This is a genomic window from Roseobacter sp. MH60115 (assembly GCF_015644665.1).
Classification (GTDB): domain Bacteria; phylum Pseudomonadota; class Alphaproteobacteria; order Rhodobacterales; family Rhodobacteraceae; genus Roseobacter.
In genome coordinates this window covers 117,604-142,385 of the sequence record NZ_JADOBQ010000005.1, presented here as the reverse complement: position 1 = coordinate 142,385, position 24,782 = coordinate 117,604, and the positions used below count along the sequence as shown (strand labels likewise).

Below are 24,782 nucleotides of genomic sequence, written 5' to 3'. Positions count from 1 at the left end.
GTATAGACAAGGAGATCAGACATCGAAAACTCAACAACCAAAACCGCAATTGTCACAGGTGCCTCTCGCGGGATCGGCGCGACCGTTGCCCGGCGTCTCGCCAGCGACGGGCTGAACGTTGTTGTCAACTACGCGGGAAGCGAAGACGCTGCACAACGGATCGTTGAAGACATCAAGGCAGCCGGAGGCAGCGCCATCGCCGTCAACGCCGGTGTCTCTGACACGGAGGCGGTGCAGCATCTACTCCCCGCCATCCGGGCAGCGTTCGGCGGCGTCGATGTCCTTGTCAACAATGCAGGCATCATGAAACCGTCGACCCTCGCTGACAGCGACGATACCCTCTTTGACAGCCGGGTCGCCGTGAATCTGAAAGGTTCGTTCAACACCTTGCGTGCGGCCGCCCACGAGCTGCGAGACGGCGGCACCCTTGTCAATTTCTCCTCAAGCGTTGTTGGACTGAAGCTTGAAACCTACGGTGTGTATGCTGGCATCAAGGCCGCTATCGAGACGATGACGTCGGTGCTGGCCAAGAATTTGCGCGGGCGTACCACAACTGTGAACGCAAATGCGCTGGCCTGAAAGGCGCCGGACAACCTACAATTTGAGTTTGTGCGGTAAAGATTAGGCGATCAACGATCGGGTTGTCGCGCTGGCTTGCTCGCTCTCACTTCACGGGTGCTTGCGATCAATCTGGATGCTGTCTCCTCGTTCACGGCCAGTGCCGTGTCATAGAGAATGGCAAGCCGGAGGAGCGATTTGACGTCAACATCATGCGGAAGGGCTGAAAGTGGATCAATAAAGAAGATCAGCGTGTCGAGCCGACCTTCGGCAATCATCGCGCCGATCTGTGCGTCGCCACCCAGTGGCCCGCTTTTGAGCAGGGTGATCTCAAGATCCGTTTCATCGCCAATCCGACCACCCGTCGTTCCGGTCCCGTAAAGCGTGAACCCGCTCAGAGCCGCCTCATGCTCCTTTGCCCAGGCAATCATCTGATCCTTCTTTTGGTCATGCGCAACGAGCGCAACATCCTTCACGTGGCAGCCTTGGCCGGTTGCACCGTTTCTTTGTCGGCCGCCCAATTCCAGGCAATGGGCGACTTGCGCTTGAGGGCCCCGCTGAGATGCTGGCGCATACGGTAAGATGCATCGACAGTATTGCCCGCTTCCAGCAGCGTCAGTATTTCGAGATGTTCGGTGCATTGCTCGACGAGGCGGTCGTGGTTTACCTCGGCGCGATACTCCATCAGGCGTCGCATCCGATTGACCCGTTGAAGCGCCATCAGAAAATAGGGATTGCCCGACATCTTGATCAGCTCTTCGTGGAAGAGCGCCCCATTTTCCAAAAGCGATTCAGCAGGCACGGCATTGAAATCCATGTCCAGCATGCCTTCTTGAATACGGCGCTGTTCCGTCAGGATCTGACGGTTCAATTCGAAAGAGGGTTCCAGCATCGCCGCGGGTTCAATCGCCATGCGGAAGCGGTAGATCTCATCGAAGGCTTCCGGCGTATTGGCAACAGGCAGAAAGCGCCAGCCATAGCCTTCCTTGCGTTCGACCCAGCCTTCGCGGGCGGCACGAACAAGCACGTCATGTATCCACGACTTCGACCACCCGTATTCCTGACGCAAAAACTGTTCTGTCACCTCTTCCGGCAGGCGCCCTGTCAGCCAGTCTTCTGCCAACCGATGGTATTCGTCGTTCATTGACGCGGGCTGCTGATCGAGCATTTCGGTCAGCATTTGGGGATCGGTGTCGGCGACAAAATAGCCGCGGTTTTCCTGCCGGACGACAAAGCCACCTTCCTCCAGGATCGTCATGGCGTCGCGAATGGGTGTGCGGGATACGCCGTAGCGGTCCGCGAGGTGTTGTGCGCCCAAATGCTGCCCGGCCTGGATACTGCCGGCTGCGATGTCTTGCAGCAACCGCCGGGATATACGTTGCGGAAGATCACTTGTTCGCATGCTTAGGGCTCATCCTCCGACTGTGATCGGGGTCTGATCGCCCCGTCCGCGTCATCCAAAAATTGCATTTATTCAAGCAAAGCGTAAGCAATTTTTTGAACTTATTGCTTTGGCAAATGCAAAAGAGGGGGTGCGATCCCGCACCTGCGTGTTCTGACAAGGCCTCATGACGCTTCACCGTTCACCTTGGCCGCGTTTCCTTTGAGGCGCGACATCACGGCGAGCGCAATCGGGGTGATGACAACAGCCAACAGGACGATTGACAGGACAAGGGACACAGGCCGCTCCCAGAACAGGTTCATCGTGCCTTGCGAGATGATGTAGGTTTGCAGGAATGTTTCTTCGGCCATTGATCCCAAAACCAAGGCCAGCACCGTCGCAGCGGGCGAATAGCCGTACTTTTTCATGGCAAATCCGACCAATCCGCTCAGCACCAGGATCCAGGTCTCAATGATGCTTGCGTTGATCGCGAATGCGCCGATGACGCACAGCAGGACGATGACGGGCACAACATTCACGTAAGGAATGTCGAGGAACTTCACAAAGAGTGGAATGGCGAAAATGCTCATGGCGATGAGGATCATGTTGCCCAGATACATGCTTGCGATGAGCCCCCAGACGAACTCAGGATCGTTGACGATCAGGAGTGGCCCCGGCTGCAGCCCCCACATCAGAAACGCGCCCAAAAGGACTGCCGTCGCGCCCGATCCGGGGATGCCGAGGGAGAGGAGAGGTACCATCGCACCGGCAGACGCCGCGTTGTTTGCGGCTTCCGGCGCGACCAGGCCGCGCATCTCGCCTTTGCCGAATTTCTCGGGGTCTTTCGCGACTTTCTTTTCAACAGAATAACCGATGATCGACCCCAGCGTGGCCCCCGATCCGGGCAAGACGCCCGCAATGAAGCCAATGGCCGAGCCGCGCCAGAACGTGAAACGGGACTCGTAGTAGTCCTGCCTGCTGGGCCAGAATTCCTTGTCGCGGAAACTGATCCGCAAACGTTTGGCAGGCTGCCGGTGCTGTCCGTTGAAGATGCAGTGCAAAAGCTCTCCAATCCCGAAGAGGCCAATCGCCACGGCGACAAAATAGACCCCACCGATCAACTCCGGCGACCCGAAAGTGTAGCGCTGTTGCCCGCTCATCACATCGACGCCAATCGTGCCGACAGCAAAGCCGATCAGCGCGGAGATGAAGCCCTTGAACTTGTTGTCGCCCATCATTGTGGTCAGCATCAGCAAGCCCACCGCGATGATCAGGAAGTACTCGGAGGGTCCGAAAGACGCCGCAAAGTTGGCCAGTGACGGCGCAAGTGCCGTGATCAGGATGACGCCGATTGTCCCGCCAAAGAAAGACGCGATGGCCTGCATCACCAGGGCTGGCCCGGCCCGGCCTTTCTGGGCCAGCGGGTATCCATCAATTGTTGAGGCAACCGTCGCGGATTCGCCCGGCGTATTGATCAGGATCGAGGTGATCGTGCCGCCGTACATTGAGCCGTAGTAGATACCGGCCAGCATAATAATCGCAATCGTTGGTTCCAGCCCGAAGGTCATGGGGATCAAGACCGCGATCCCTGCCGCTGGTCCAAAACCCGGGAAAAGGCCCACGATCATCCCGAGGAACGCCCCGATCACGAGAAAAAGGAACCCGTCAGGCGAGGCTGCAATGCTGAGCCCAAGAGAGAGATTTGCCGCAATATCAGCAAGCATCGGAGAGTTCCTTTCGCAGGACGTTAAAACCCGAGCGGGCCGACGGGCAGCGACGCATTGAGTAGAATTTTGAAAAGCCCATACAGAAACGCAGGCAATGCCAGGCTGTAGATCAGGTTGCCGATTGTGTGGGCGCGATTGAAGGTGAAGAGATAGACGAGCATGAAAATGAACATCGCCAGCAGCGCGCCGACCACATTCATGATGGCCACAAAGCCGCAGATGTAGAGGAAGACGATGAACACATCCCGCCCGAACTCCGGGCCACCATCAATGCCATGAGCATCAACGCCAAGGGCGTCGGCCTTCGCGTCGGTCTCCGGCTCCGCCTGGTGAACCGGGGCGATACCGGTGCGTTTTTCCATCATCCATTCGCGCAGGTCACCCCATAGGTTGACCGTGCAGGACGTGATCAGCAGGATACCGATCAGAAGGGGAAAAAACCCTGCAGCTGGGCGCCCGGATGACGTCAGCAGCGTCAGCGTGCTGAGCCCGTAGACTGTGTAGCCAATGGCTAATGCAAGAAGACCTGCGGCGAACCACTTTTTCATCGGTCCTCCCCTCCCGATTGCGTGTGAGAATGGATGTGGGCGCAAGAGACATGCGCCCACTTGAGAGCATCTGCAGTGCTATTCTTTGATCGCACCGATCTCGACGAGCGTGGCACGGTATTGTGCGCTTGTCTCTTCAAGATAGGTGGCAAAGTCGTCACCCCAGATCGGGTTGCCTGACATACCATTTTTGACAAGGTATTCCTGCCATTCCGGCGTCTCGACCACTTGCTTCAGGGTCGCGATCCACCAGTCCTGAACCGCCGGATCGAGATCGGACGGCATCACAACACCGCGTGGCAGTGAGAAACTGAAGTCATAGCCGAGTTCCATGAAGGTCGGCACGTCAGGGTTATTTGTGCTGCGGGCGGAATCTGAGAAGGCAAGAGCCGTCAGCGTCCCCGCTTCCAACTGGCCTGCAACTTCAGAGGGGTTTGCAACAACGGCGTCGACGCTGCCGGAGGTCAATGCCGTGACAAGCTCACCACCGGACCCGATGGGCACGTATTCAAATTCGATACCTGCGGCCTTGGCAAAAAGGGCCGCTGTCACACGCTCCGGCCCGGCAGAGCCGCTGCCCGCGATGGTCACGCGTCCGGCATTTGCGGCGCTCACAAAGGCATCGAGATCGACAAAATCGGAATCGGCACGCACCACAAGCAGCATTGCATCACTTGCGAGCAGTCCGATGGGGGTGAAATCCGCGTAAGTCCAATCCGTGTCTGCCACGAGCGGCGTGCCGATGAAATTGCCGCTTGTCGAGGTCAAGCGGTACGGGTCGCCCGCTTTTTGACTGACGTAGCTGAAGCCGACTGCGCCGCTGCCGCCTTCACGGTTTTCCACGACGATATCGCCGGAATAGAGGTCATACTGGCGCAGAACATCCACGACGGTCCGGGACATCCGATCATTGCCGCCACCGGGCCCGAAGGCGATTGTATAGGTCAGCCGTTCGGACGGGTATTCCTCTGCAACGGCAGGCAGTGCGACAGCCGACGCGGTAATGGCGGCAGCCAGCAGGGTAAATGTTCGGCGCTTGATCATGGTTTCCTCCCTAAGATCACTTTGCATTTTTATAATGATTAGTGCAATAAAGGCATAGATTGCATGTTGTCAACTTAAAATGCAAAAATCATTTCTCGCAGAATAAACCACTGCACAAGCATCAATAACTTCTTCCATACAGCTGTATCACTTCGCTACACCGCAAGAGATATGAAGCTACCGCTCGCTTGATACGATTGCTTTTTCGCCTTGCAAATTGCATATTTAAATATAAAAGACCAATATAAGTATGAATGAAGGATACGGCAGACCGGCCGGGAGGAGCTTGAAGTATGAAAATCATGACATTGCCTTGTGACGGGATCGGCCCGGAAATCATGGCCGCCACATTGCAGGTGGTGCATGCCGCCAATGACCGCTTTGATCTGGATATGACCTTCCACGAAGAACAGTCCGGTTTCGAAAGCCTCAAGACGCATGGAGTAACGCTTCGAGAAGAAGTGCTTGAGCGTGCACGCACCGGGTTCGACGGCGTGATCCTCGGCACCCAGTCGCATATGGATTATCCGCCCGTCGCCGAAGGCGGGCGCAACGTCTCTGCAGGCTTTCGCATTGGTTTGGACCTTTACGCCAATGTGCGCCCTGCCCGCTCTCGCGACTTTTTGGCGAATAAGGCACCGGGTATGGATCTGGTGATCATGCGCGAGGCAACAGAGGGGTTTTATCCCGACCGCAACATGTTCAAGGGTGTGGGTGAGATGATGCCTGACCCCGATATGGCCTTGTCTGTCCGCAAGATCACGCGGCACGGTTCCATGCGGATTTGCCGCGAGGCTTTCAAGCTGGCGATGCAGCGGGACAAAAAGGTCGCGGCGATCCACAAGGCCAATTCATTTCTGATGACGGACGGGTTGTTCCTGGAGTGTTTTCGCGAGGTCGCGAAAGACTTCCCCGAGGTTGATACAGAAGAACTGATCGTCGACGCTTTTGCCGCGCTCCTCGTGCGCAAACCGGAAACGTATGATGTCGTCGTTGCCACGAATTTTTACGGTGACATCCTCTCTGATCTTGCGTCGGAACTGTCCGGGTCCCTTGGTCTTGCCGGGTCGATCAATGCCAATGCCGAAACGGGTCTGTGTTGCGCTCAGGCACAGCACGGCTCTGCCCCTGATATCGCTGGCCGGAATGTGGCCAACCCGACCTCGCTGATCCTGTCTGCCGCAATGATGCTGTCCTGGCTGGGCGAGCGACGCGGTGTTCCAAAACTGATGCACGCGGGCAAGGCGATCACAGATGCCGTTGATGCCGTCATTGATGACCCTGACAAGCGAACACGCGATCTGGGTGGCAGCGTAAACACGGATGCGTTCGGTCAACATGTTGCTGACGCTCTGTCGCGGCAGGCGGTTGCCGCTTGAGCAACCTCCCGACGGACCTGCCCTCCGCACATCTGGTGACGCCGTCCTTCGGCGGTGTAACTGTCCTCTTTCCCGAACGATGACGTTGATGACCAAGCACCCGCGCATAGCCCTGATCCACGCCACACGCGTTGCGATTGATCCGATTGAAGAAGCGGCGAGAAGACTCTGGCCGGAGGCTGAAACCATGACCCTCCTTGAAGAGGGCTTGTCGATGGATCGGCAAAAATCCGATGATCTGACGCTGGCACTCTGGGACCGCATCATCGGGCTTGCGAAATATGCCGAAGGCGCGGGGGCGGACGGCGTTCTGTTTACCTGTTCTGCTTTTGGCAAGGCAATTGAGGATGCGGCGGAAAGCAGTTCAATTCCCGTGATGAAACCAAACGAAGCCATGTTCGATGCGGCCCTGGCCCACGGGGACCGTGTGGCGATGATAACCACATTCGCCCCTGCCGCCGCCGGTATGGAAAGCGAATTTCGCGACGCGGCAGCACAACGTGGCGTTACGGCACAGATCATACCCTATTTCTGTCCGGGCGCGCTTGAGGCCAAACGTGCTGGAGATGATGCGACACATGATCAGTTGATCGCGGAACTGGCGTCTCGGGTCACGGAGGCTGACGTCATCATGCTCGGACAATTCTCAATGGCAGGCGCGGCCGAAGACGTGCGAAAAGCAACCGGCATCCCGATCCTGACCAGTCCTGAAGCCGCGATCCTCGAAATCCGCCGCCGCGTGGAAGCGACCAAAAGAGGCAAAGCATCATGCTGCTAGGCGTTATCGCAGATGATTTTACCGGCGCGAGCGACATCGCCAACACATTGGCCAAAGGTGTGGCACCGGAAGGCGGCTTGAAAACCGCGCAGTTTGCGGGTGTGCCGGACGTCCCCGCCGATCCGGAAATTGAGGCGGGCGTGATCTCGCTCAAGAGCCGGTCTGCGCCTGTCAAAGAGGCTGTTGAAGACAGTCTTCTGGCACTCGACTGGTTGCAGACACAGGGCTGTGAGCAGATTGTTTTCAAATATTGCTCCACATTCGATTCGACCAAAAACGGGAACATCGGACCGGTTGCAGAGGCTTTGGCGGACGCGCTTGGCACATCAGGCGTGATCGTTTGCCCGGCGTTCCCGGCGACGGGGCGGACGGTCTATCAGGGGCATCTGTTTGTCTTTGACAAGCTGCTGAGCGAATCTGGCATGCAGCATCACCCGCTGACACCAATGACGGACCCGGACATCCGCCGCTGGTTGGGGCACCAAACAAGAGGCCCGATAGGTCATCTCACCCTGAACTCTATCCTTGCTGGCGTGCAAGAGACCCGCGCGGCGCTGACGGACCCCGATGTCCGGTTCATAGTGGCAGATGCCGTTACGGACAGCGACCTGCTGGTGCTTGGTGACGCAGTTGCCGACAGCGTTCTGGTGACTGGCGGGTCTGGTATCGCATTGGGCCTGCCGCGCAATTTCATCCGGGCCCGCAAGGCGACAGGCGACGGCGTGCGCAGCATTTGTGTCAGTGGACCAGAGGCCATTCTGGCAGGCTCCTGCTCTGGGGCAACCCGTGGTCAGGTTGCGCTCCACGCCGAGACGCACCCAACCCTTGCGATTGACGTGCCGGGCGTGATGGCTGGCGCGGTCACGGATGATGATCTGGTGGGTTTTATCGCGGCCAACACGGGCAGCGCCCCTTTGGTTTATTCCTCCGGGGCGCCGGATGACGTCGCAACGCTTCAATCGCAATATGGCCGGGAGGCCGTTTCCGAGAAACTCGATAACCTCTTCGCGATGACAGCGCGGCGGCTGGTACAGCAAGGCCATCGCCGCATTGTCGTTGCAGGTGGGGAAACGTCAGGGGCGGTCGCCCAGGCCATTACCGATCAATGTGGTGTCTCCGCCATGAACATCGGACCGGAAATCGATCCCGGCGTGCCGGTCCTGACCGTTGGACAGGAGGACCCCGTCGCTTTGGCACTGAAGTCAGGGAACTTTGGCGCACAGGACTTCTTTGCGAAAGCATTGCGCCAGATGGAAGGGCATGGGGTATGACCAAGGAAAGCGACCTGCGCCAGCAGATGGCGATGCTTTGTGCGTCACTGTTTCAGCGCGGTTTCAGCGTTGGAACAGCAGGGAACGTCTCTGCACGTATCGGCGACGCCATTCTGGTGACGCCGACGAATGCCACGCTTGGCGCCATTGACCCCGATCGCATCTCCAAGATTGATGCGGACGGACGACATATCAGCGGTGCCAAACCCACGAAGGAAACATTCCTGCATCGCGCATTCTACCAATCGCGCCCCCAATGCGGTGCGGTTGTCCACCTGCATTCCACATGGGCGACGGCCTTGTCATGCCTTGAGGCCACCGATCCCGATGATTGCATCCCTCCGCTCACGCCCTATGTCGTCATGCGCGTCGGGACGGTCAAGCTGGTTCCCTATGTGAAACCCGGCGATCCCAGGGCCGGTGATCTGATTGCTGATCTGAAAGGCGCATACAGCGCTGTCCTCCTGGCAAATCACGGGCCCGTTGTCAGCGGCAAGGATCTGTTCTCGGCGGTCTGTGCCGCTGAAGAGTTGGAAGAAACGGCCAAGTTGCTCATGGCCACACGGGGTCAGAAAACGCGCCTGCTGTCAGATGCGGACGTCGCCGACCTCAAACGCAGCTGCGCCAACATGTGAGGACCTATGAAAACCGCTGACCTGATCGATAATCACGCTGACGAACTCTCGCTCGTTCACCTGCCGTTTCGGCGCTTTGGGCTGCAGACCCATTTCGCGGGCCCCGTCCACACGGTGAAGTGCTTTGAGGACAATACAATCGTGCGGGCAGCGCTTGAAACACCCGGCAATGGGCGCGTTCTTGTGGTAGATGGTGGGGGATCCACACGCATCGCGCTTCTGGGCGATATGCTGGCCCAACTGGCCATCGATCATGGCTGGGCCGGCATTGTCCTGAATGCCGCCATCCGCGACAGCGCTGATATCGCACAGATGAACACATTGGTTTTTGCCCTGGCGACAAGCCCCGTGAAAAGCGCGAAAGAGGGATGGGGCAAAGCGGGATGCCCGGTCCATATTGGTGGTGTGACAATCTCTGCCGGTGACTGGCTTTATGGCGATTCTGATGGTGTCCTGCACAGCGCTAAGAAATTGGTCTGAGGGCACTAACTTGCCAGGTTAGGCTTATCGCATGGCTCGGATTTGCACCCGTCATTCGCAACAGGCGAGATCACAGAGCGGGCGTGAACATACACCGGAGCGACTGATCGACTTCAAATGGGCCCATCGGGCATGAGCGATACACTTCGGGAGCAGGCCCCCCCCCGCTGTGTAGATTCCCGGTCCGAACAACGCGCAGTCGCAAAGAACGGCTTCGCTTGGCCCCCGGAGACCTCACCTGCCGATCGACAAACGCCAAAAGCAATGATTCCGAACTGCGCGCTGCGCCGCGGCTGTTCTCAGTACCGTCATTATTCACCACAAAACTCCTCTCCGCTGTCGGATTTGCAATCCTCGGCGCGTCCTTGCACCATCGAAAAGCAACTGTGGAGACAGAAAGATGATGTATGCGATCACGATCTACGGCGAGGCAGGCGTCTTCGAAAACCTGCCTGCGGAGAAACAGGAAGAGGTGATGTCCGGGCACCGAACGCTACAGGAGGCGTTGGACAAACGCGGCGACTTCATCTCCGTCAAGCTGATGCCACCCTCTACCGCCGTGACCGTGGAACCACCTGCGACAGCGGATCAAAAGCCCCTCATCACAGACGGGCCCTTTGCTGAGACAAAGGAGAGTTTTCTGGGTTTCTATGCTGCCGACTTCCAGACCTTGGACGACGCGTTGGAACATGCCCGGATGATATCGTCGCCCATTGCGCGGCTCGAGGTACGCCCTATTGCCTGGGCGGGCGGCGCGATATCGTCGGAGTGACAAGGTGACCGGGTGGCTGGAAGCCAGCTTCACCACGCAACGCCCTCATGCGATGGCCGCATTGACGCGATACTTCCGCGACATCGAGATCGCAGAGGAGGTTTTTGCCGAAGCCTGTGTCAAAGCCCTGGTCGATTGGCCCGAGAACGGCACACCCCGCGACCCGCTGGCCTGGTTGCTGACAACAGCCCGCAACGCCGGACTGGACCGGCTGCGCAAGGCACAGCGGCAAAAGAGGCTTTTGGCGCATCACGCAGCCGATCTGGAAGCTGTGGACCAGCCCGCGCCCGATCCGGATGAATTGCGCGATGACGTCCTGCGCCTGCTCTTCATCTGTTGCCACCCTGCGCTGGAACGGCAGGATCAGATTGCGATGGCACTGAAGATCGTTGGCGGTCTGACCGTCGGCGAGATTGCACAGGCCTTCCTGATCAAACCCAAAACGATGGAGCAACGCATCACCCGCGCCAAGAAGCGGATTGCGGACAACCCGGTTGCCTTCGAGACCCCCAGCCCGCAGAAGCGCGGCAGACGGCTTGGCGATGTTTCCCTGATGATTTACCTGATGTTCAACGAAGGCTGGTCGACCTCTGGCGGGGATATCCAGATCCGCGTGACCCTGTGTGAAGAGGCCATTCGGCTGGCGCGTCTGCTGGTGACGCTGTTTCCGGGCATGGGCGAACAAGTGGCGCTTTTGTCCTTGTTGTTGTTCCAACATGCGCGGCGCGATGCGCGCACTGATGCGGGGGGTAAACTGGTGGCGCTCGAAGAACAGGACCGCACCCAATGGGACCTCTCCAATATCGCGGAAGGGTCTGCCCTGCTGCAAAAGGCGTCGCGTCTCAACCACCTCGGACCCTACCGCATTCAAGCAGCCATCGCGGCGGAACACGCGCGCGCGGCGGCGTCAGACGCGACCGACTGGCTGGCGATTGAAGCCCATTACGCAGCGCTCTACGCGATACAGCCCACACCTGTCGTGCGCCTCAACCACATTGCGGCGCAGGCCAGGACCAAAGGCGCCGGTTTCGCGCTTGCGGAGATGGCGCCCCTCGCTGATGAACTCGACAGGTACCGCTGGTACCATACGATGCGCGCCAGCCTGCTGGAGCAGATCAATGACCACAGAGCCGCCAAGGCGGCGCTGGAGCGAGCGCTGGAACTGAACCCGACAGAACCGGAAGGCGCCGTGATCCGCGAAAAAATCGCCCTTTGTGAAAAAAATCTGCGCCCCGTGTAGGGATGATCTCCCGTCGTGCGTCCTTGGTTCAGTCCCGCAGTGGGCGGGCGCAATCAAGGGAGCGTTAAAATGAGTATTCTTGACATGACAGCCGTGGGAAACGCCGGGTGGATTGGCCATGCTGGCCCCGATGCCGGGCAGGCCAAATCCTTCTACAAGGAGGTTCTGGGCTGGTCGATCAACGAGATGCCGATGCAGGACGGGTCAAGCTACGGGGCTGCCGTGGTGGGCGAGACGGCCATCGGAGGGTTCTCGCCCATGCCCGAGGAAAACGGCAGCTGGACGATCTATTTCACCGTCGCCGACGTCGATGCTAGCGTGGAAAAGGCACAATCGAAAGGCGCCACGGTCCTGGCGCCACCGATGGACATGCCGGGTGTCGGCCGCATGGCAACCCTGACCGACCCGCAGGGCGCACAATTCGCCCTGATCACCTATGAGAGCATGGCCTCCTGAGGCGCGCCGGGGAGATACCTCAATGGACAACGCACCACAAATCACGCTGCTTTTCACCGCGCTTTTCGTGCTGATCAGCGTTCCCATGTCAATATCCGTGGGCCTCAGGCGGGTGGAAACGGGGATCATGCTGCTGCACGGCGATGACGAGGACCTGCTCAGACGCATGCGCGCGCATGGCAACTTTACCGAATACGTGCCCTTGGCGCTGCTCGGGCTGGCAGGCGTCGAACTGGTGGGCGCGCCCCTGTGGCTGGTGTTTGGCTGTGGCGGCACGCTGCTGGCGGCGCGGCTGATCCACTATGCCGGTTTGCGCACGTCACCAGACAACGTGGGGCGGCTCATTGGCGCGGCGCTCACATCCCTGACGATGCTGGTCTCGGGCGCCGTTATCCTGCTCGCCCTCGCCGGGGTCATCTGATGCCGCAGGACGCCGAACTCACTCACCGCATGCGCCTCGCCCTTGAGGCGCATGCGGGTATTTCGGAAAAGCGCATGATGGGCGGCACCTGCTTTTTCCTCAACGGCAACATGCTGAGCGGCGCGCGGCGCGACAAGGACGGTGTCCGCCGCTTCATGTTCCGCGTTGGCAAAGACCGTGAAGCCGCGGCCCTCAGCAGGCCCGAGGCGCGGCCGGTCATTCACGGCACCCGCAAGCTGGGTGGTTTCATCCTTGTGGTTGATGAGGACTGCCCCGACGCCAAATTACGCGATTGGTTGAGCCTCTGCCTCGCACATGCCGCCGCCCTGCCGCCCAAATCGTGAAAGGACCTTCGCATGCCCCGTTTCGATCATTTTTCCAAAGAAGCTTTGGGATTTCTCACCGATCTGAAATCCAACAACACACGCGACTGGTTCAACCAGCACCGGAAGACCTATGAGGTCGAGGTCCGAGAACCGACCAAAGGGTTTGCTCGTCACATGAGCGACGCGCTGGGACAGTTCACCGGGCGGAGGCATGACGCCAAGATCTACCGGATCAACCGGGACATCCGGTTTTCCAAGGACAAGACGCCCTATAATGCGCATATCCGCATCTCCTTTGCGCCGCAGTCGGATCAGGTGAGCCCGCCGATGTGGTTTTTTGGCCTCTCACCGGAAAAGCTGTCGCTGGGCTGCGGCGTCTTTCAATACGACAAGGAGGGTCTGACACGGTTCCGGGCTGCGATGGCCGGGCCGCAGGGGGCCGCGCTGATCCGTCTTGCGGAAGAAATGGAAGCGCAGGGATTGCGGGTCAGCACGCCGGACCTCAAACGGGTACCCGCCGGCTTTGACAGTGCGCACCCGCATGGCGAGGCCCTGCGTCGCAAGGGGTTTTCCGGCTGGAAAGACATCGAGGACCCTGGCTTTGTCACCATACCTGACCTCACGTCCAGAACGGTGCAGCAGATGCAATCGCTCCGCCCCATCTACGACCTTCTGCTCGATCTGAGCTGAGACGTCACGCGCCGCGTAAACCCGCCAGAATCACCAATCTGCTTAGTTTTGCAGACGTTATGCGACTAAAAAATAAGCAATCAGCTAGTTTTTAGGCATCCATTTGAGCAGAGCCCTGTATTCCACCCCGCGATGCGCCCCATTCGCTGGCCCGTTCCGCATGCTTGCGGTCAATTGAGTGCGCTCAAGATGGGCATCAACGCCGCGCAGGGGGCCATCCTGGCAGATAGCTCCCCCCGCGCGACTACAACATCACTGTTGCGGGACCTGACTTACACCGGTCAGACCACCCTTGGAAAGCGCCCGATGCGCCGCCCGAGCCTCCCGCAGCGACAACAGGGACGAACGACCTATGACGCTGAAATTTTCCTCATATGTGACTGCTGCCATATTGGGTAGCGCCGCCATGGCCGCCGCCGACTGTGCGGATCCGGTGAAGGTGGGTGTTTTGCACTCGCTCTCCGGCACCATGGCCATCTCCGAAACAACGCTCAAAGACACCATGCTGATGCTGATCGAAAAACAGAACGCCGCCGGTGGCGTGCTGGGTTGCCAGATCGAGGCCGTGGTGGTCGACCCCGCCTCCGACTGGCCGCTGTTTGCCGAAAAAGCGCGCGAACTGCTGACCGTGCACGATGTCGACGTGATCTTTGGCAACTGGACCTCCGTGTCGCGCAAATCCGTGCTGCCGGTCATCGAAGAGTTGAACGGGCTGCTGTTCTACCCCGTGCAATATGAAGGCGAAGAAAGCTCCAAGAACGTCTTCTACACCGGCGCCGCGCCCAACCAGCAGGCGATCCCGGCGGTGGATTACTTCCTCGAAGAACTGGGGGTGGAGAAATTCGCCCTGCTCGGCACCGACTATGTCTATCCGCGCACGACCAACAATATTCTTGAGCAATATCTGAAGGACAAGGGCATTGCGGCAGACGATATCTTTGTGAACTACACGCCCTTTGGCCACTCTGACTGGGCGACCATCGTGGGCGATGTGGTGGCCCTGGGCGAGGACGGCAAACAGGTCGGTGTGATCTCCACCATCAACGGGGACGCCAACATCGGTTTTTACAAAGAACTGGCCGCGGCTGACATTTCCGCAGATGACATCCCCGTTGTGGCCTTCTCGGTGGGTGAAGAAGAACTCTCCGGTCTGGACACCTCGAACCTCGTGGGGCACCTCGCTGCATGGAACTATTTCCAATCTGCGGACACGCCCGCCAACACAGAATTCATCGACGCCTGGAAGGCGTTTGCCGGTGAAGAGCGCGTGACCAACGACCCGATGGAGGCACATTACATCGGTTTCAACATGTGGGTGAATGCGGCGACCGAAGCAGGTACCACCGATGTCGATGCCGTGCGCGCGGCCATGTATGGGCAGGAATTCCCGAACCTGACCGGCGGTACCGCCGTCATGCTGCCGAACCACCATCTGGCAAAACCGGTGCTGATCGGCGAGATCACGGCAGACGGTCAGTTCGACATCATCTCGCAGACCAAGGAAGTTCCGGGCGACGCCTGGACCGATTTCCTGCCTGACAGCGCCAAGCTTGTCTCCGACTGGAAAGAGCTCGGCTGCGGCATGTTCAACACCGAGACAGAGACCTGCGTTCAGTTGACCTCGAACTACTGATCGCCAAGACCGGGGCCGCATCCTCCCTGCGGCCCCGCCACGTCCAAGACCGAAGGCTTCCCCCCATGCGCCGCATTTTCTACGCCATTGCACTTTGTTTTGGCACCGTTATGGCCGCGCAGGCGCAGGAGCTTCAGACGATCCTGCAGACCCATGCGGATGAAATCGCCAAACCCTCACGCAAGACTGTGAACGTTGCGCTGGAGGACCTGGTCGCCTCCGGGCTGCCGACCGTCCCGGGCTTTCTGGAGGCCTGGGTTGAAAAGTCGGTGTGGCAGCGGGGTGACGGGCAATTCTTCATCGGCGCAGTAGAAGACGACCAGATCAATCTGCGTGACGTGGATAGCGGCGCAGAGTCCACGGCAGACAAGTCAGATTTCAAGCAGCTCAAGCCAAACGGTGGCGTGCGCCGGGTGATTGGCACCGCGCTCGTACAATTCCAGCTCAGCGATGACAATCTGACGCGCCGCACGACCGCCGTTGCCTCCATCGCGCGCCGCCCGGCTGCAGACCAGCTCGCCCCCCTGCTGGCGTCGGTCGAGGGCGAACCCGATCCGGCTCTCAAGGCGCGCAAGATACAGTTGGCCAATTTCCTCTCTGCCCGCTTTGCCGACAATCCGGAAGACCGCATCACCGCCATCAACAGCCTGGCCAAGGACACCAGCGTCGAGGCGCGCAGCGTGCTCAATCAGATCCTGCAAAACAGTTCGGGTGTCGCCCCATCAGAGCCGGAAGGGAACATCGCACGTATTCTCGACCCGATGCAGGCGCCCGATGCCTATTATGCCGAACTGGTGGAAGCAGGCTTCGCACCGGCGCGCACCGGGCCGGCAGTGATCCGCGCCGCCCTGGAGGCCAACATTGTCGACGGGCGGGTTGGCAATATCCCCCTGGCCCAGCTTGGCACAGATGCCGCGCGCGAGCGGGCCTATGCGGCGCTCGCCAAAGAGGGGTTGGCGCCGCCGCTCGTCACCACGCAGACGCGCGACCATGCGCTGGGGGAATACGTCTTCTACGATCTCTACGACGAGCCCAACGCAGAGATTACCGCCGCTGCAGAGGCAGCACTCTCGTCGGTGGAACAACGGGTGGCCTTTGCCCAGGCAGCGGATCTCGCGCTTGACGGGCTTTCGCTCGCCTCGATCTACTTTCTCGCCGCCATCGGCCTTGCCATTACCTTCGGCGTGATGGGCGTGATCAACATGGCCCATGGCGAATTCATCATGATGGGGGCCTACACGGGCTACGTCGTCCAGACCTTCATCCCAGATTACACGGTTTCGATCCTCGTTGCCCTGCCGCTGGCCTTTGCGATCACCTTTGGCGCGGGGGTCACCATGGAACGGCTGGTGATCCGCCACCTCTATCACCGCCCGCTGGAGACGCTGCTCGCCACTTTCGGCATCTCCATCGCGCTGCAGCAGCTGGCCAAGAACATCTTTGGCACGCAGGCACGCCCGCTGACCTCGCCAGACTGGCTGGACGGGGCCTGGGTGATCTCGGACGTGATCGCCATCAGCTATATCCGCATCGCGATTTTCGTGCTGGCGCTGCTGTTCCTGGCACTCATTCTCTTTGTGCTCAAACGCACCCGACTGGGGCTGGAGGTGCGCGCCGTCACGCAGAACCCCGGCATGGCCGCCAGCATGGGCATCAACCCCGACCGGATCAACATGCTGACCTTTGGCCTAGGCTCCGGCATCGCGGGCATCGCCGGTGTAGCCATCGGCCTTTACGCCAAGGTGACCTCGGAAATGGGGGCCGACTACATCGTGCAAAGCTTCATGACCGTGGTTGTCGGCGGTGTCGGCAATGTCTGGGGAACGCTCGCAGGTGCTTCGATGATCGGGTTCCTGCAAAAGGGCATCGAATGGCTGAACCCCTCGAACACGCTCGCGGCCCAGACCTACATGATCCTCTTCATCATCCTCTTCATCCAGTTCCGACCAAAGGGCATCGTCGCCCTCAAAGGCCGGGCGGCGGCGGACTGACCCCATGCGCAAAAGCTTTCTCTCCGAAAACCCGTCCGTCTTGTGGTTCATCGCCGCCCTGGGTCTTTTCACCCTCATGGTCACCCTGCTGTCCGAGGCCACGGGCGCCGGGCTGATTTCCACCTCCTTTGTGAAAACGCTGGGCAAGACCCTCTGTCTCTGCCTCATCGCCATCGCCATGGACGTGGTCTGGGGCTATTGCGGCATCCTCTCGCTGGGCCACTTCGCCTTTTTCGGGATCGGCGGCTACGCCATCGGCATGTGGCTCATGTACGCGCGCACCGAGGGCATCGTACTGGAGAGCCTCGCGGGCCAGACCATCCCGCCCACGCCACAGGAAATCTCGGACGCCATCGGCAACCAGATCTTCGGCGTCGTGGGGTCGTCCGAATTCCCAATGATCTGGGCCTTTGCCGACAGCCTATTTCTGCAGCTGCTGATGGTGGTGCTGGTCCCTGGCCTACTGGCGCTGGTCTTTGGCTGGCTCGCCTTTCGCAGCCGCGTCACCGGCGTCTACCTGTCGATCCTGACACAGGCGATGACGCTGGCTCTGTCGCTCTACCTCTTCCAGAACGACAGCGGGTTGCGCGGCAACAACGGCCTCTCTGGCCTGCAGAACATTCCCGGGTTCGAAGGCACACCACAATCCACCATAGCCATCGTTTTCTTCCTCATTTCCGCCGCAGCCCTCGGCGCAGGCTATGTGTTTTTCGCCTGGATCGTCTCGGGCAAGATGGGCAGCGTGATCAAGGGCATCCGCGACAACGAGGCCCGCGTGCGCTTTCTTGGCTACCACGTGGAAAGCTACAAGCTCTTCGTCTTTACCATCACCGCTGTCATCTCCGGCATCGCGGGCGCGCTTTACTATCCGCAGGCGGGCATTATCAACCCCGGTGAAATCGCCCCCATCGCCTCGATCTACCTCGCCGTCTGGGTCGCGATCGGCGGGCGCGGCAGGCTCTATGGCGCGGTCATCGGCGCGGCCTTTGTCTCGCTGCTCTCCAGCTGGTTCACGGGCGGCGGCGCACCTGACATCAACCTCGGCTTTTACACCATCCAATGGACCGACTGGTGGCTGGTGCTGCTGGGCGTATCCTTTGTCGCCGTGACCTTGCTCTTTCCCAAAGGCATCGGCGGGCTCTTTGACTATCTGGTGAGGAAACAGCCATGAGCATGCTGCTGGAGGTCTCCGGCGTTTCGGTCAGTTTCGACGGGTTCCGCGCCATCAACAATCTCTCGATCAACTTCGCCCCGGCGGAACTGCGCGCAATCATCGGCCCCAATGGTGCGGGCAAAACCACCTTCATGGATATCGTGACCGGCAAGACGAAACCGGATGAAGGCCATGTGATCTGGGGCGACAAAAACATCTCGCTGCTGGGCATGTCCGAAAGCCAGATCGCCCGCGAAGGCATCGGACGCAAGTTCCAGAAACCCACCGTGTTCGAGGACCAGACCGTGCGGCAGAACCTCGCCATGGCGCTCAAGAACCCGCGCGGGCCCTTCGCGGTGCTGACCCACAAGAAGACGGCAAAAAACGGCGCGCGGATCGAGGCGATTGCCGATGAAATCGGACTGCTGGACAGCCTTACCCGCCCGGCGGGGGAGCTCAGCCACGGGCAAAAACAATGGCTGGAGATCGGCATGCTGCTGGCGCAGGACCCGCGCCTCTTGCTGGTCGACGAACCCGCCGCCGGCATGACCGTGGAGGAACGCGAGAAGACCACCGACATCCTGCGCCGTGCCGCCGAAACCCGGGCCGTTGTGGTTGTCGAACATGATATGGAGTTTGTGCGCCGTCTGAACTGCAAGGTTACCGTGCTGCACGAGGGGTCGGTACTGGCCGAAGGCAACCTTGATCACGTCACCTCGAACCAGCAGGTGATCGACGTCTACCTGGGGCGGTCCCATGCTTGAGGTTGGCGATCTCTCCCTGCACTACGGCCAGAGCCGTATTCTCTATGACATCACCTTTGCCGCCCTGCGGGGGCAAATCACGGCCGTCATGGGCAACAACGGGGTCGGCAAGACCAGCCTGCTCAAGGCCATCGCGGGCCGCTATCCGGCCTCCAGCGGCAGCGTGACGCTCAACGGGCAAACCTTGCCACAAGGGTCAGCCGCACAGGCCGCCCGTGCCGGCATCGCCTATGTTCCGCAGGGCCGCGAGGTTTTCCCGATGATGACCGTGCTGGAAAACCTCGAAACCGGGTTTGCCTGCCTGCCCAAGTCGGATCATCACGTGCCTGACCACATCTTTGACCTCTTCCCCGTGCTAGGCGACATGCGCACCCGGCGGGGTGGCGACCTGTCCGGCGGGCAACAGCAGCAGCTGGCGATCGCCCGCGCGCTGATCACCCGGCCCAAGGTGCTCTTGCTCGACGAGCCCACCGAAGGCATCCAGCCCAACATCATCCAGCAGATCGGTGGTGCGCTGGAGATGCTGCGCGCGCAGGGTGAGATGGCCATCGTTCTGGTCGAACAGAACGCGGATTTCGCCTACCGGCTGGGCGACAGTTTCGTACTGATGGAAGGCGGACGGCTCAAACGGGCGCGTGCCAAGGCGGATTACGCCATGGCTGATCTGTTGGAAGACCTGGCCCTCTGATCACCGCTGCGGTTGGAAATCCTTGCTGGCCAGCAAACCCGCCGCCGCAATCATCAAGGCGCCACAGACGCGATTGATCAAGGCAAAGGAAAATCGCTGCAACGCACGCGCGGCCCGCACCCCGAACCACCCCCAGAGCAGCAGGATCAGCCCGTCGACCACGATATAGGTGACCCCGAGGATCAAAAGCTGAGGTAGCACCGGCTGCGCGGGATTGATGAATTGCGGGAAAAGCGCACCAAAGAACACCACCGCAAAAGGGTTGGCCATCGAGGTCACGAACCCCTGCCGGAACAGGCGCAGCGCGCCGCCCGCCGTGCCCGCGCCCACCTCTTGCGTCTGGTCCCTGCTCAGAAACAGCTGCACCCCGATCCAGAGCAGATAGGCCACGCCCAGCCACTTGATCCAGAGAAACGCGCTCGCAGAGGTGGCGATGATTGCCGCCAGACCAAAGGCCGCCGCCGTCATCTGCACCGCATTGGCAGAGAGGTCCCCGGCAATGGTAAAAATGCTGCGGCGCAGCCCGTGCCGGATGCTGTTGGAGATGATCAACAGCTGGCTGGTGTCCGGCGGCGTGGCGAAAAAGACGGCGACAGCTGCCAGATAGAGCAGGTAGGTGTCCAGTGGCATGCGCGGCGCGTCCTTCCTCGTGTCTCGGAACGCTAGCCGCGCAAACCCCGCAGCGTCAATGCGTCACCGGCCTGTTGTATTTCGGAATGCCCATCGACTCTTGGCGGCCAAAGGCATAACGACGCCGCAACCGCGCCCCTGCGCAGGCGGCCCCGCCGCTCATCATACGAAGGACCTTTCCGTGATCCAGACCCTTTCCGACGCCCTTGCACAGCAGGGCTATGAGACGCTGACCCCCGTGCAGGAGGCTGTCACCGATCCGAGCCTTGCGCAGGCTGATCTGCTGGTTTCCGCCCAGACCGGCTCCGGCAAGACGGTAGGCTTTGGCCTTGCCATCGCGCCGACCCTGCTGGGAGACGACACCCATTTTGACCGCGCCGGTGCACCGCTGGCGCTAGTGATTGCGCCCACGCGTGAGCTGGCCATGCAGGTGAACCGTGAACTGACATGGCTCTACGGGCTGGCCGGTGCCGCCGTGACCTCCTGCGTGGGTGGCATGGACAGCCGCAGCGAACGCCGCGCGCTGGAACGGGGCGCGCATGTGGTGGTCGCCACGCCGGGGCGGCTCTGCGATCACATCAAACGCGGCAATATCGACCTCTCTGCTATCCGTGCCGTGGTACTGGATGAAGCGGATGAGATGCTGGATCTGGGGTTCCGCGAAGAGCTGGAATTCATCCTGTCTGAGACGCCCGAAGATCGCCGCACCCTGCTCTTTTCGGCCACTGTCCCGGCAGCCATCGCCAAGCTGGCGCAGAGCTATCAGCGCGATGTGCAGCGTATCTCCACCGCAGGCGATGCCCGCCAGCACAGCGATATCGAATACCGCGCGCTCAACACGCATCCGCGCGACATCGACAATGCGATCATCAACGTGCTGCGGTTTTACGAAGCGAAAAACGCGATCATCTTCTGCAACACGCGGGCAGCCGTGGCGCGTATGACCTCGCGGCTGACCAATCGCAACTTTTCGGTTGTGGCCCTCTCAGGCGAACTTACCCAATCAGAACGCAGCAACGCGCTGCAATCCTTGCGCGACGGGCGTGCACGGGTCTGTGTTGCCACCGATGTCGCCGCGCGCGGCATCGATCTGCCCAACCTCGAACTGGTGATCCACGCCGATCTGCCGTCGAATTCCGATACATTGCTGCACCGCTCCGGGCGCACCGGGCGGGCGGGACGCAAAGGCGTCTCTGCGCTGATCGTGCCGCCCAAGATGCGCGGCAAGGCCAACCGTCTGCTGGGCTGGGCTAAACTGACGGCGGAGTGGGATGTGCCGCCCTCCGCCGCCGATGTGCTGGCCGCAGATCAGACGCGGATGATGTCGGACCCCTCCTGGACGGACCCCGTGCCCGATGATGCGCAGGAAATCGTCTCCCAACTGGTCGCTGAATTCTCCGCCGAACAATTGGCGGCTGCTTTTGTCAATCTCAGCCGTGCGCGCAAATCCGCGCCCGAGGAGCTGTCGGACCCTGCCGCAAAGGATGACCGTCCGCGCAAGGAATTTGGCCCGTCGGTGTGGTTCTCGGTCTCGCTCGGGCGGCGCGATGGTGCAGAGCCGCGCATGCTGTTGCCGATGGTGTGCAAACGGGGTGACCTGACCAAGGATGACATCGGCGCCATCCGCATCCAGCAGGATCACAGCTATATCGAGGTATTGGCCAGCCGCGCGGATGCTTTCGTGGCCGCCGTCGGCGCGGATATGACCCTGGAAGACGGCGCACGCCTCACCCGGCTTGATACACCTCCGACGCTGGAGCGCAGCGCACCGTCCCGAGGGACGAAACCCGGCGGGCGGAAACCGGCCCGCGACGGAGGAGCACCAGAGAGCAGGCCCCACAGAGAGGAAAAACCCCATAAACCAGCCGCCGCCGCCAAGGGAAAGAAGCCACCGAAGTCGCACAAGACCGACCGCTCGCCGATGAAGCCCGGCGCCAAGCCCAAACCGAAATCGGATACTGCAGCGGATGGCGCGCGCACACCGCGGGCCAAACCGGTCTGGACCAAGGAAAACCGCGATGCGGCAAAATCCGAACGGCCAAAGCGCGACAAGCGGGAGGACAGGCCCAAAGGCAAACCGGCGGGCAAACGCGATGACGGGGCTTCCAAGAAACGCGCCGCCGATACCTCGAAACGGTTTGTACCGCCGCACAAGCGCGGCAAACCCGGCGGCAAAGGGCCCAACGCAACGCCACGGCGCAAACCCTAGGGCTGGTAACCCATCATCACAACGGTCAACGGGATCGGCGCGACGGCAATCAGCAATGTGATCAGAAAGCCCAAGGGGCTGAAGAGCCTGCTCATGCCCGCAAAGAGCGCCAACCCGCCACCGCCGCCCAGCACCGTGTTGCCGGGCAGATTGATGGCCAGCGCCAGCGCCACGTAGCGATACCCGAGCAGGGCCCGCAGGAAGCGATTACTGGTGTGGTTGCGCAATCGGGCCTCGCAGGCGGCGGGGGGCAGCTCGGCCAGTTCGTGAACAAGAGCAGCCGGTTTGTGCAGCCGAAGAATGCGAAAGGTTGCAGCAAGCCACCGCGCGGGCACCAGCCTCCCGATCAGGTAGGACAGGCTCAGCGCCACAATCATACAGCCATAGACCAGCAGGGCACTGCGCGCGCCAAAGACCGCGATCAGGCCCAAGCCGATTTCGGCCCCAGGGACAAAAGGGATCGCGGACGCGAGCATGTAGACGAGACATACCAAGGCGATCATCCACATCATGTCGCCTGTGTCAGAACCCGCCTTTTGCGCAATGGCCTCGGAGACCTGATCGCTGATCATCAGTCCCAGTAGGATCAGCAATGCGTAGATCAAAAGCAGCGGCAGCCAGCGACGGATCATGGTCGGACCCCCGACGCTGGGACCATAAAATGCAATTTGGCAATCTGAAATGAGTTCAACAGAATATCCTGAAGATAGAGGGCGATGCGCCCGGCAATAGGCTTGGTTAGCCTTTTTACTGTCCGGAAGCTATCGCACCTCGCGCACAGGGCCTGACCATTGCGTGAGCGTTCAGGCGATGCCGTAAGCCGCGCGCATCTGCCGGAAAGACAAGAGGCGTCGTTCCTTTTCATCCCACAGATGCAGCCGCGCGCAGGCAATGCTCTCGGCGATGCTCAGCCGCTGGGCCTGAGCCAATTCGCCATGATCGCGCAACACTTCGCTGAGGCGGTAAAACGGGATGCGGCTGTAGAGGTGATGCACGTGATGGATACCGATGTTGGCGGTGAACCACTGCAACACCCGGGGCATAACGTAGTGCGAAGAGCCGTGCAGCGCGGCATCGTGCAGCGCCCAATCCTCTGCCTGATCCCAGTGTGTCTCTTCAAACTGGTGCTGCACGTAAAAGAGCCAGACCCCCAGGGTTGCGGCAATCAGCGTTGTCGGGACGAAGACCAGCAGCAAAGGCCCCCAGCCGCCAAAGTAGAGGATCAGACCAACGGACAGGGCCACGCCAATATTCGTGCAGATGGAGCTGACCCAAATGCGCCATCCATCCGCCATCAGGCCAAACGGCAGGCGGTTTTCGAGGTAAAAAAGATAGGCCGGGCCGATCACGAAGAGGACCAATGGGTGACGATAGGCGCGATACCGCAGCCTGCCAAACCAGGTCCGGGCGCGGTATTCCTCCACCGTCAGGGTGTAGACATCGCCCATGCCGCGTTTCTGCAGATTGCCGGAGCCTGCGTGATGCAGCGCGTGGCTGCGCCGCCAAACATCGTAGGGCGTCAGGGTCAGCACCCCAAGCGCCCGCCCAATCCAGTCACTGAGCACGCGGTTGTTGAAAAAGGAGCCGTGGCCGCAATCGTGCTGGATGCAGAAGATGCGGACCAGAAACAGACCGTTGAAGCAGGCCAGCGCGAAACCCGCCCAGTAGCTCACCGACAACAACCACCACGCCAGGGCCCAGATCGCGAGGAAGGGGATCAGGCTCACCCCGATCTCGAACCAGGATCGCACGGTGTTCGGTTCCCGGTAACGGGCGAGCACCCGAACCCAGCTTGCAGCAGACCTTGGTGCGGGATCCACCGGGATCGCACCCTCCATTTGGGTTTGGGATGTCATGAGGTCTGCCTTCCGTACGCGCGTTTCCTCAGGCATAGAGATTGCGCAGCATTACACAAGAAAATTGAGCCTTCCTGAACGAAGCTGTGATCATTGTGACCTTTTGCCCATAAAAAACGGAGCCCGGAGGCTCCGTTTGGAGACTTGAGGCT

26 protein-coding genes are annotated in these 24,782 nt (G+C 60.3%); 18 read left to right on the top strand and 8 right to left on the bottom strand.

Annotated elements, in window-relative coordinates:
* Window positions 1-21 precede the first annotated feature (21 nt).
* Window positions 22-579, top strand: coding sequence for an SDR family NAD(P)-dependent oxidoreductase (locus tag ISX84_RS16390; RefSeq protein ID WP_195821799.1), 558 nt, complete (start codon window positions 22-24; stop codon window positions 577-579).
* Between the two features lie 50 nt (window positions 580-629).
* Here ISX84_RS16390 and ISX84_RS16385 read toward each other — a convergent pair whose 3' ends face one another.
* From ISX84_RS16385 to ISX84_RS16365, 5 genes are all read right to left on the bottom strand, one after another.
* Window positions 630-1,034: a methylglyoxal synthase gene (locus ISX84_RS16385; RefSeq protein WP_195821476.1), complete on the bottom strand. Its 405-nt coding sequence runs from the start codon at window positions 1,032-1,034 to the stop codon at window positions 630-632.
* Complete coding sequence (locus tag ISX84_RS16380; protein ID WP_195821475.1) at window positions 1,031-1,960, bottom strand: GntR family transcriptional regulator; 930 nt, start codon at window positions 1,958-1,960, stop codon at window positions 1,031-1,033. Before ISX84_RS16380 ends, ISX84_RS16385 begins: the two co-directional genes overlap by 4 nt.
* 164 nt (window positions 1,961-2,124) lie before the next feature.
* On the bottom strand, window positions 2,125-3,663 hold the full coding sequence (locus ISX84_RS16375; RefSeq protein WP_195821474.1) for a tripartite tricarboxylate transporter permease: 1,539 nt from the start codon (window positions 3,661-3,663) through the stop codon (window positions 2,125-2,127).
* 23 nt (window positions 3,664-3,686) lie between these two features.
* Window positions 3,687-4,214 (bottom strand): tripartite tricarboxylate transporter TctB family protein, encoded by a 528-nt coding sequence (locus tag ISX84_RS16370; RefSeq protein WP_195821473.1) that lies wholly within the window; start codon window positions 4,212-4,214, stop codon window positions 3,687-3,689.
* A gap of 78 nt (window positions 4,215-4,292) precedes the next feature.
* Window positions 4,293-5,258, bottom strand: a complete 966-nt coding sequence (locus ISX84_RS16365; RefSeq protein WP_195821472.1) for a Bug family tripartite tricarboxylate transporter substrate binding protein — start codon at window positions 5,256-5,258, stop codon at window positions 4,293-4,295.
* A gap of 293 nt (window positions 5,259-5,551) precedes the next feature.
* Between ISX84_RS16365 and ISX84_RS16360 the strand changes: the two genes are divergently transcribed.
* From ISX84_RS16360 to urtE, 16 genes are all read left to right on the top strand, one after another.
* Window positions 5,552-6,637 (top strand): isocitrate/isopropylmalate dehydrogenase family protein, encoded by a 1,086-nt coding sequence (locus tag ISX84_RS16360; protein WP_195821471.1) that lies wholly within the window; start codon window positions 5,552-5,554, stop codon window positions 6,635-6,637.
* 88 nt (window positions 6,638-6,725) lie between these two features.
* Window positions 6,726-7,415 (top strand): aspartate/glutamate racemase family protein, encoded by a 690-nt coding sequence (locus tag ISX84_RS16355; protein WP_195821470.1) that lies wholly within the window; start codon window positions 6,726-6,728, stop codon window positions 7,413-7,415.
* Window positions 7,406-8,686, top strand: coding sequence for a 3-oxo-tetronate kinase (otnK, locus tag ISX84_RS16350; RefSeq protein ID WP_195821469.1), 1,281 nt, complete (start codon window positions 7,406-7,408; stop codon window positions 8,684-8,686). Before ISX84_RS16355 ends, otnK begins: the two co-directional genes overlap by 10 nt.
* On the top strand, window positions 8,683-9,321 hold the full coding sequence (gene otnC / locus ISX84_RS16345) for a 3-oxo-tetronate 4-phosphate decarboxylase (protein WP_195821468.1): 639 nt from the start codon (window positions 8,683-8,685) through the stop codon (window positions 9,319-9,321). Before otnK ends, otnC begins: the two co-directional genes overlap by 4 nt.
* A 6-nt stretch (window positions 9,322-9,327) precedes the next feature.
* A complete protein-coding gene (gene rraA / locus ISX84_RS16340; protein WP_195821467.1) occupies window positions 9,328-9,801 on the top strand; it encodes a ribonuclease E activity regulator RraA in 474 nt (157 codons plus the stop codon).
* Between the two features lie 400 nt (window positions 9,802-10,201).
* Window positions 10,202-10,573: a YciI family protein gene (locus ISX84_RS16335; RefSeq protein ID WP_195821466.1), complete on the top strand. Its 372-nt coding sequence runs from the start codon at window positions 10,202-10,204 to the stop codon at window positions 10,571-10,573.
* A gap of 4 nt (window positions 10,574-10,577) precedes the next feature.
* A complete protein-coding gene (locus ISX84_RS16330) occupies window positions 10,578-11,813 on the top strand; it encodes an RNA polymerase sigma factor (RefSeq protein ID WP_326838754.1) in 1,236 nt (411 codons plus the stop codon).
* Between the two features lie 69 nt (window positions 11,814-11,882).
* Window positions 11,883-12,269, top strand: a complete 387-nt coding sequence (locus ISX84_RS16325) for a VOC family protein (RefSeq protein ID WP_229884368.1) — start codon at window positions 11,883-11,885, stop codon at window positions 12,267-12,269.
* Window positions 12,270-12,291: 22 nt separating this feature from the next.
* Window positions 12,292-12,690 carry an MAPEG family protein gene (locus tag ISX84_RS16320; RefSeq protein ID WP_195821465.1) on the top strand — a complete coding sequence of 133 codons (399 nt, stop codon included), beginning with the start codon at window positions 12,292-12,294 and terminating at the stop codon, window positions 12,688-12,690.
* Complete coding sequence (locus ISX84_RS16315; protein ID WP_195821464.1) at window positions 12,690-13,034, top strand: TfoX/Sxy family protein; 345 nt, start codon at window positions 12,690-12,692, stop codon at window positions 13,032-13,034. Before ISX84_RS16320 ends, ISX84_RS16315 begins: the two co-directional genes overlap by 1 nt.
* Window positions 13,035-13,046: 12 nt before the next feature.
* Complete coding sequence (locus tag ISX84_RS16310; RefSeq protein WP_195821463.1) at window positions 13,047-13,706, top strand: DUF2461 domain-containing protein; 660 nt, start codon at window positions 13,047-13,049, stop codon at window positions 13,704-13,706.
* A gap of 352 nt (window positions 13,707-14,058) precedes the next feature.
* A complete protein-coding gene (gene urtA, locus ISX84_RS16305) occupies window positions 14,059-15,339 on the top strand; it encodes an urea ABC transporter substrate-binding protein (RefSeq protein WP_195821462.1) in 1,281 nt (426 codons plus the stop codon).
* Between the two features lie 65 nt (window positions 15,340-15,404).
* Window positions 15,405-17,330 (top strand): urea ABC transporter permease subunit UrtB, encoded by a 1,926-nt coding sequence (urtB, locus tag ISX84_RS16300; protein WP_195821461.1) that lies wholly within the window; start codon window positions 15,405-15,407, stop codon window positions 17,328-17,330.
* Window positions 17,331-17,334: 4 nt separating this feature from the next.
* The gene (urtC, locus tag ISX84_RS16295) at window positions 17,335-18,501 is read left to right on the top strand and encodes an urea ABC transporter permease subunit UrtC (RefSeq protein ID WP_195821460.1); all 1,167 of its coding nucleotides are present in this window, start codon (window positions 17,335-17,337) and stop codon (window positions 18,499-18,501) included.
* Window positions 18,498-19,247, top strand: coding sequence for an urea ABC transporter ATP-binding protein UrtD (gene urtD / locus ISX84_RS16290; RefSeq protein WP_195821459.1), 750 nt, complete (start codon window positions 18,498-18,500; stop codon window positions 19,245-19,247). Before urtC ends, urtD begins: the two co-directional genes overlap by 4 nt.
* Window positions 19,240-19,935, top strand: a complete 696-nt coding sequence (urtE, locus tag ISX84_RS16285; RefSeq protein ID WP_195821458.1) for an urea ABC transporter ATP-binding subunit UrtE — start codon at window positions 19,240-19,242, stop codon at window positions 19,933-19,935. Before urtD ends, urtE begins: the two co-directional genes overlap by 8 nt.
* On the opposite strand, the gene ISX84_RS16280 is transcribed toward urtE, so the two are convergent.
* Window positions 19,936-20,565, bottom strand: a complete 630-nt coding sequence (locus ISX84_RS16280; protein ID WP_195821457.1) for a LysE family translocator — start codon at window positions 20,563-20,565, stop codon at window positions 19,936-19,938. It lies immediately after the preceding gene.
* A gap of 181 nt (window positions 20,566-20,746) precedes the next feature.
* Between ISX84_RS16280 and ISX84_RS16275 the strand changes: the two genes are divergently transcribed.
* Window positions 20,747-22,774: a DEAD/DEAH box helicase gene (locus ISX84_RS16275; RefSeq protein WP_195821456.1), complete on the top strand. Its 2,028-nt coding sequence runs from the start codon at window positions 20,747-20,749 to the stop codon at window positions 22,772-22,774.
* On the opposite strand, the gene ISX84_RS16270 is transcribed toward ISX84_RS16275, so the two are convergent.
* Together ISX84_RS16270 and ISX84_RS16265 are read right to left on the bottom strand one after the other, a co-directional pair.
* Window positions 22,771-23,406 (bottom strand): hypothetical protein, encoded by a 636-nt coding sequence (locus ISX84_RS16270; protein ID WP_195821455.1) that lies wholly within the window; start codon window positions 23,404-23,406, stop codon window positions 22,771-22,773. The two genes, ISX84_RS16275 and ISX84_RS16270, sit on opposite strands and share 4 nt — an antisense overlap.
* Before the next feature lie 171 nt (window positions 23,407-23,577).
* Complete coding sequence (locus ISX84_RS16265; RefSeq protein ID WP_195821454.1) at window positions 23,578-24,630, bottom strand: fatty acid desaturase; 1,053 nt, start codon at window positions 24,628-24,630, stop codon at window positions 23,578-23,580.
* Window positions 24,631-24,782: the final 152 nt, after the last annotated feature.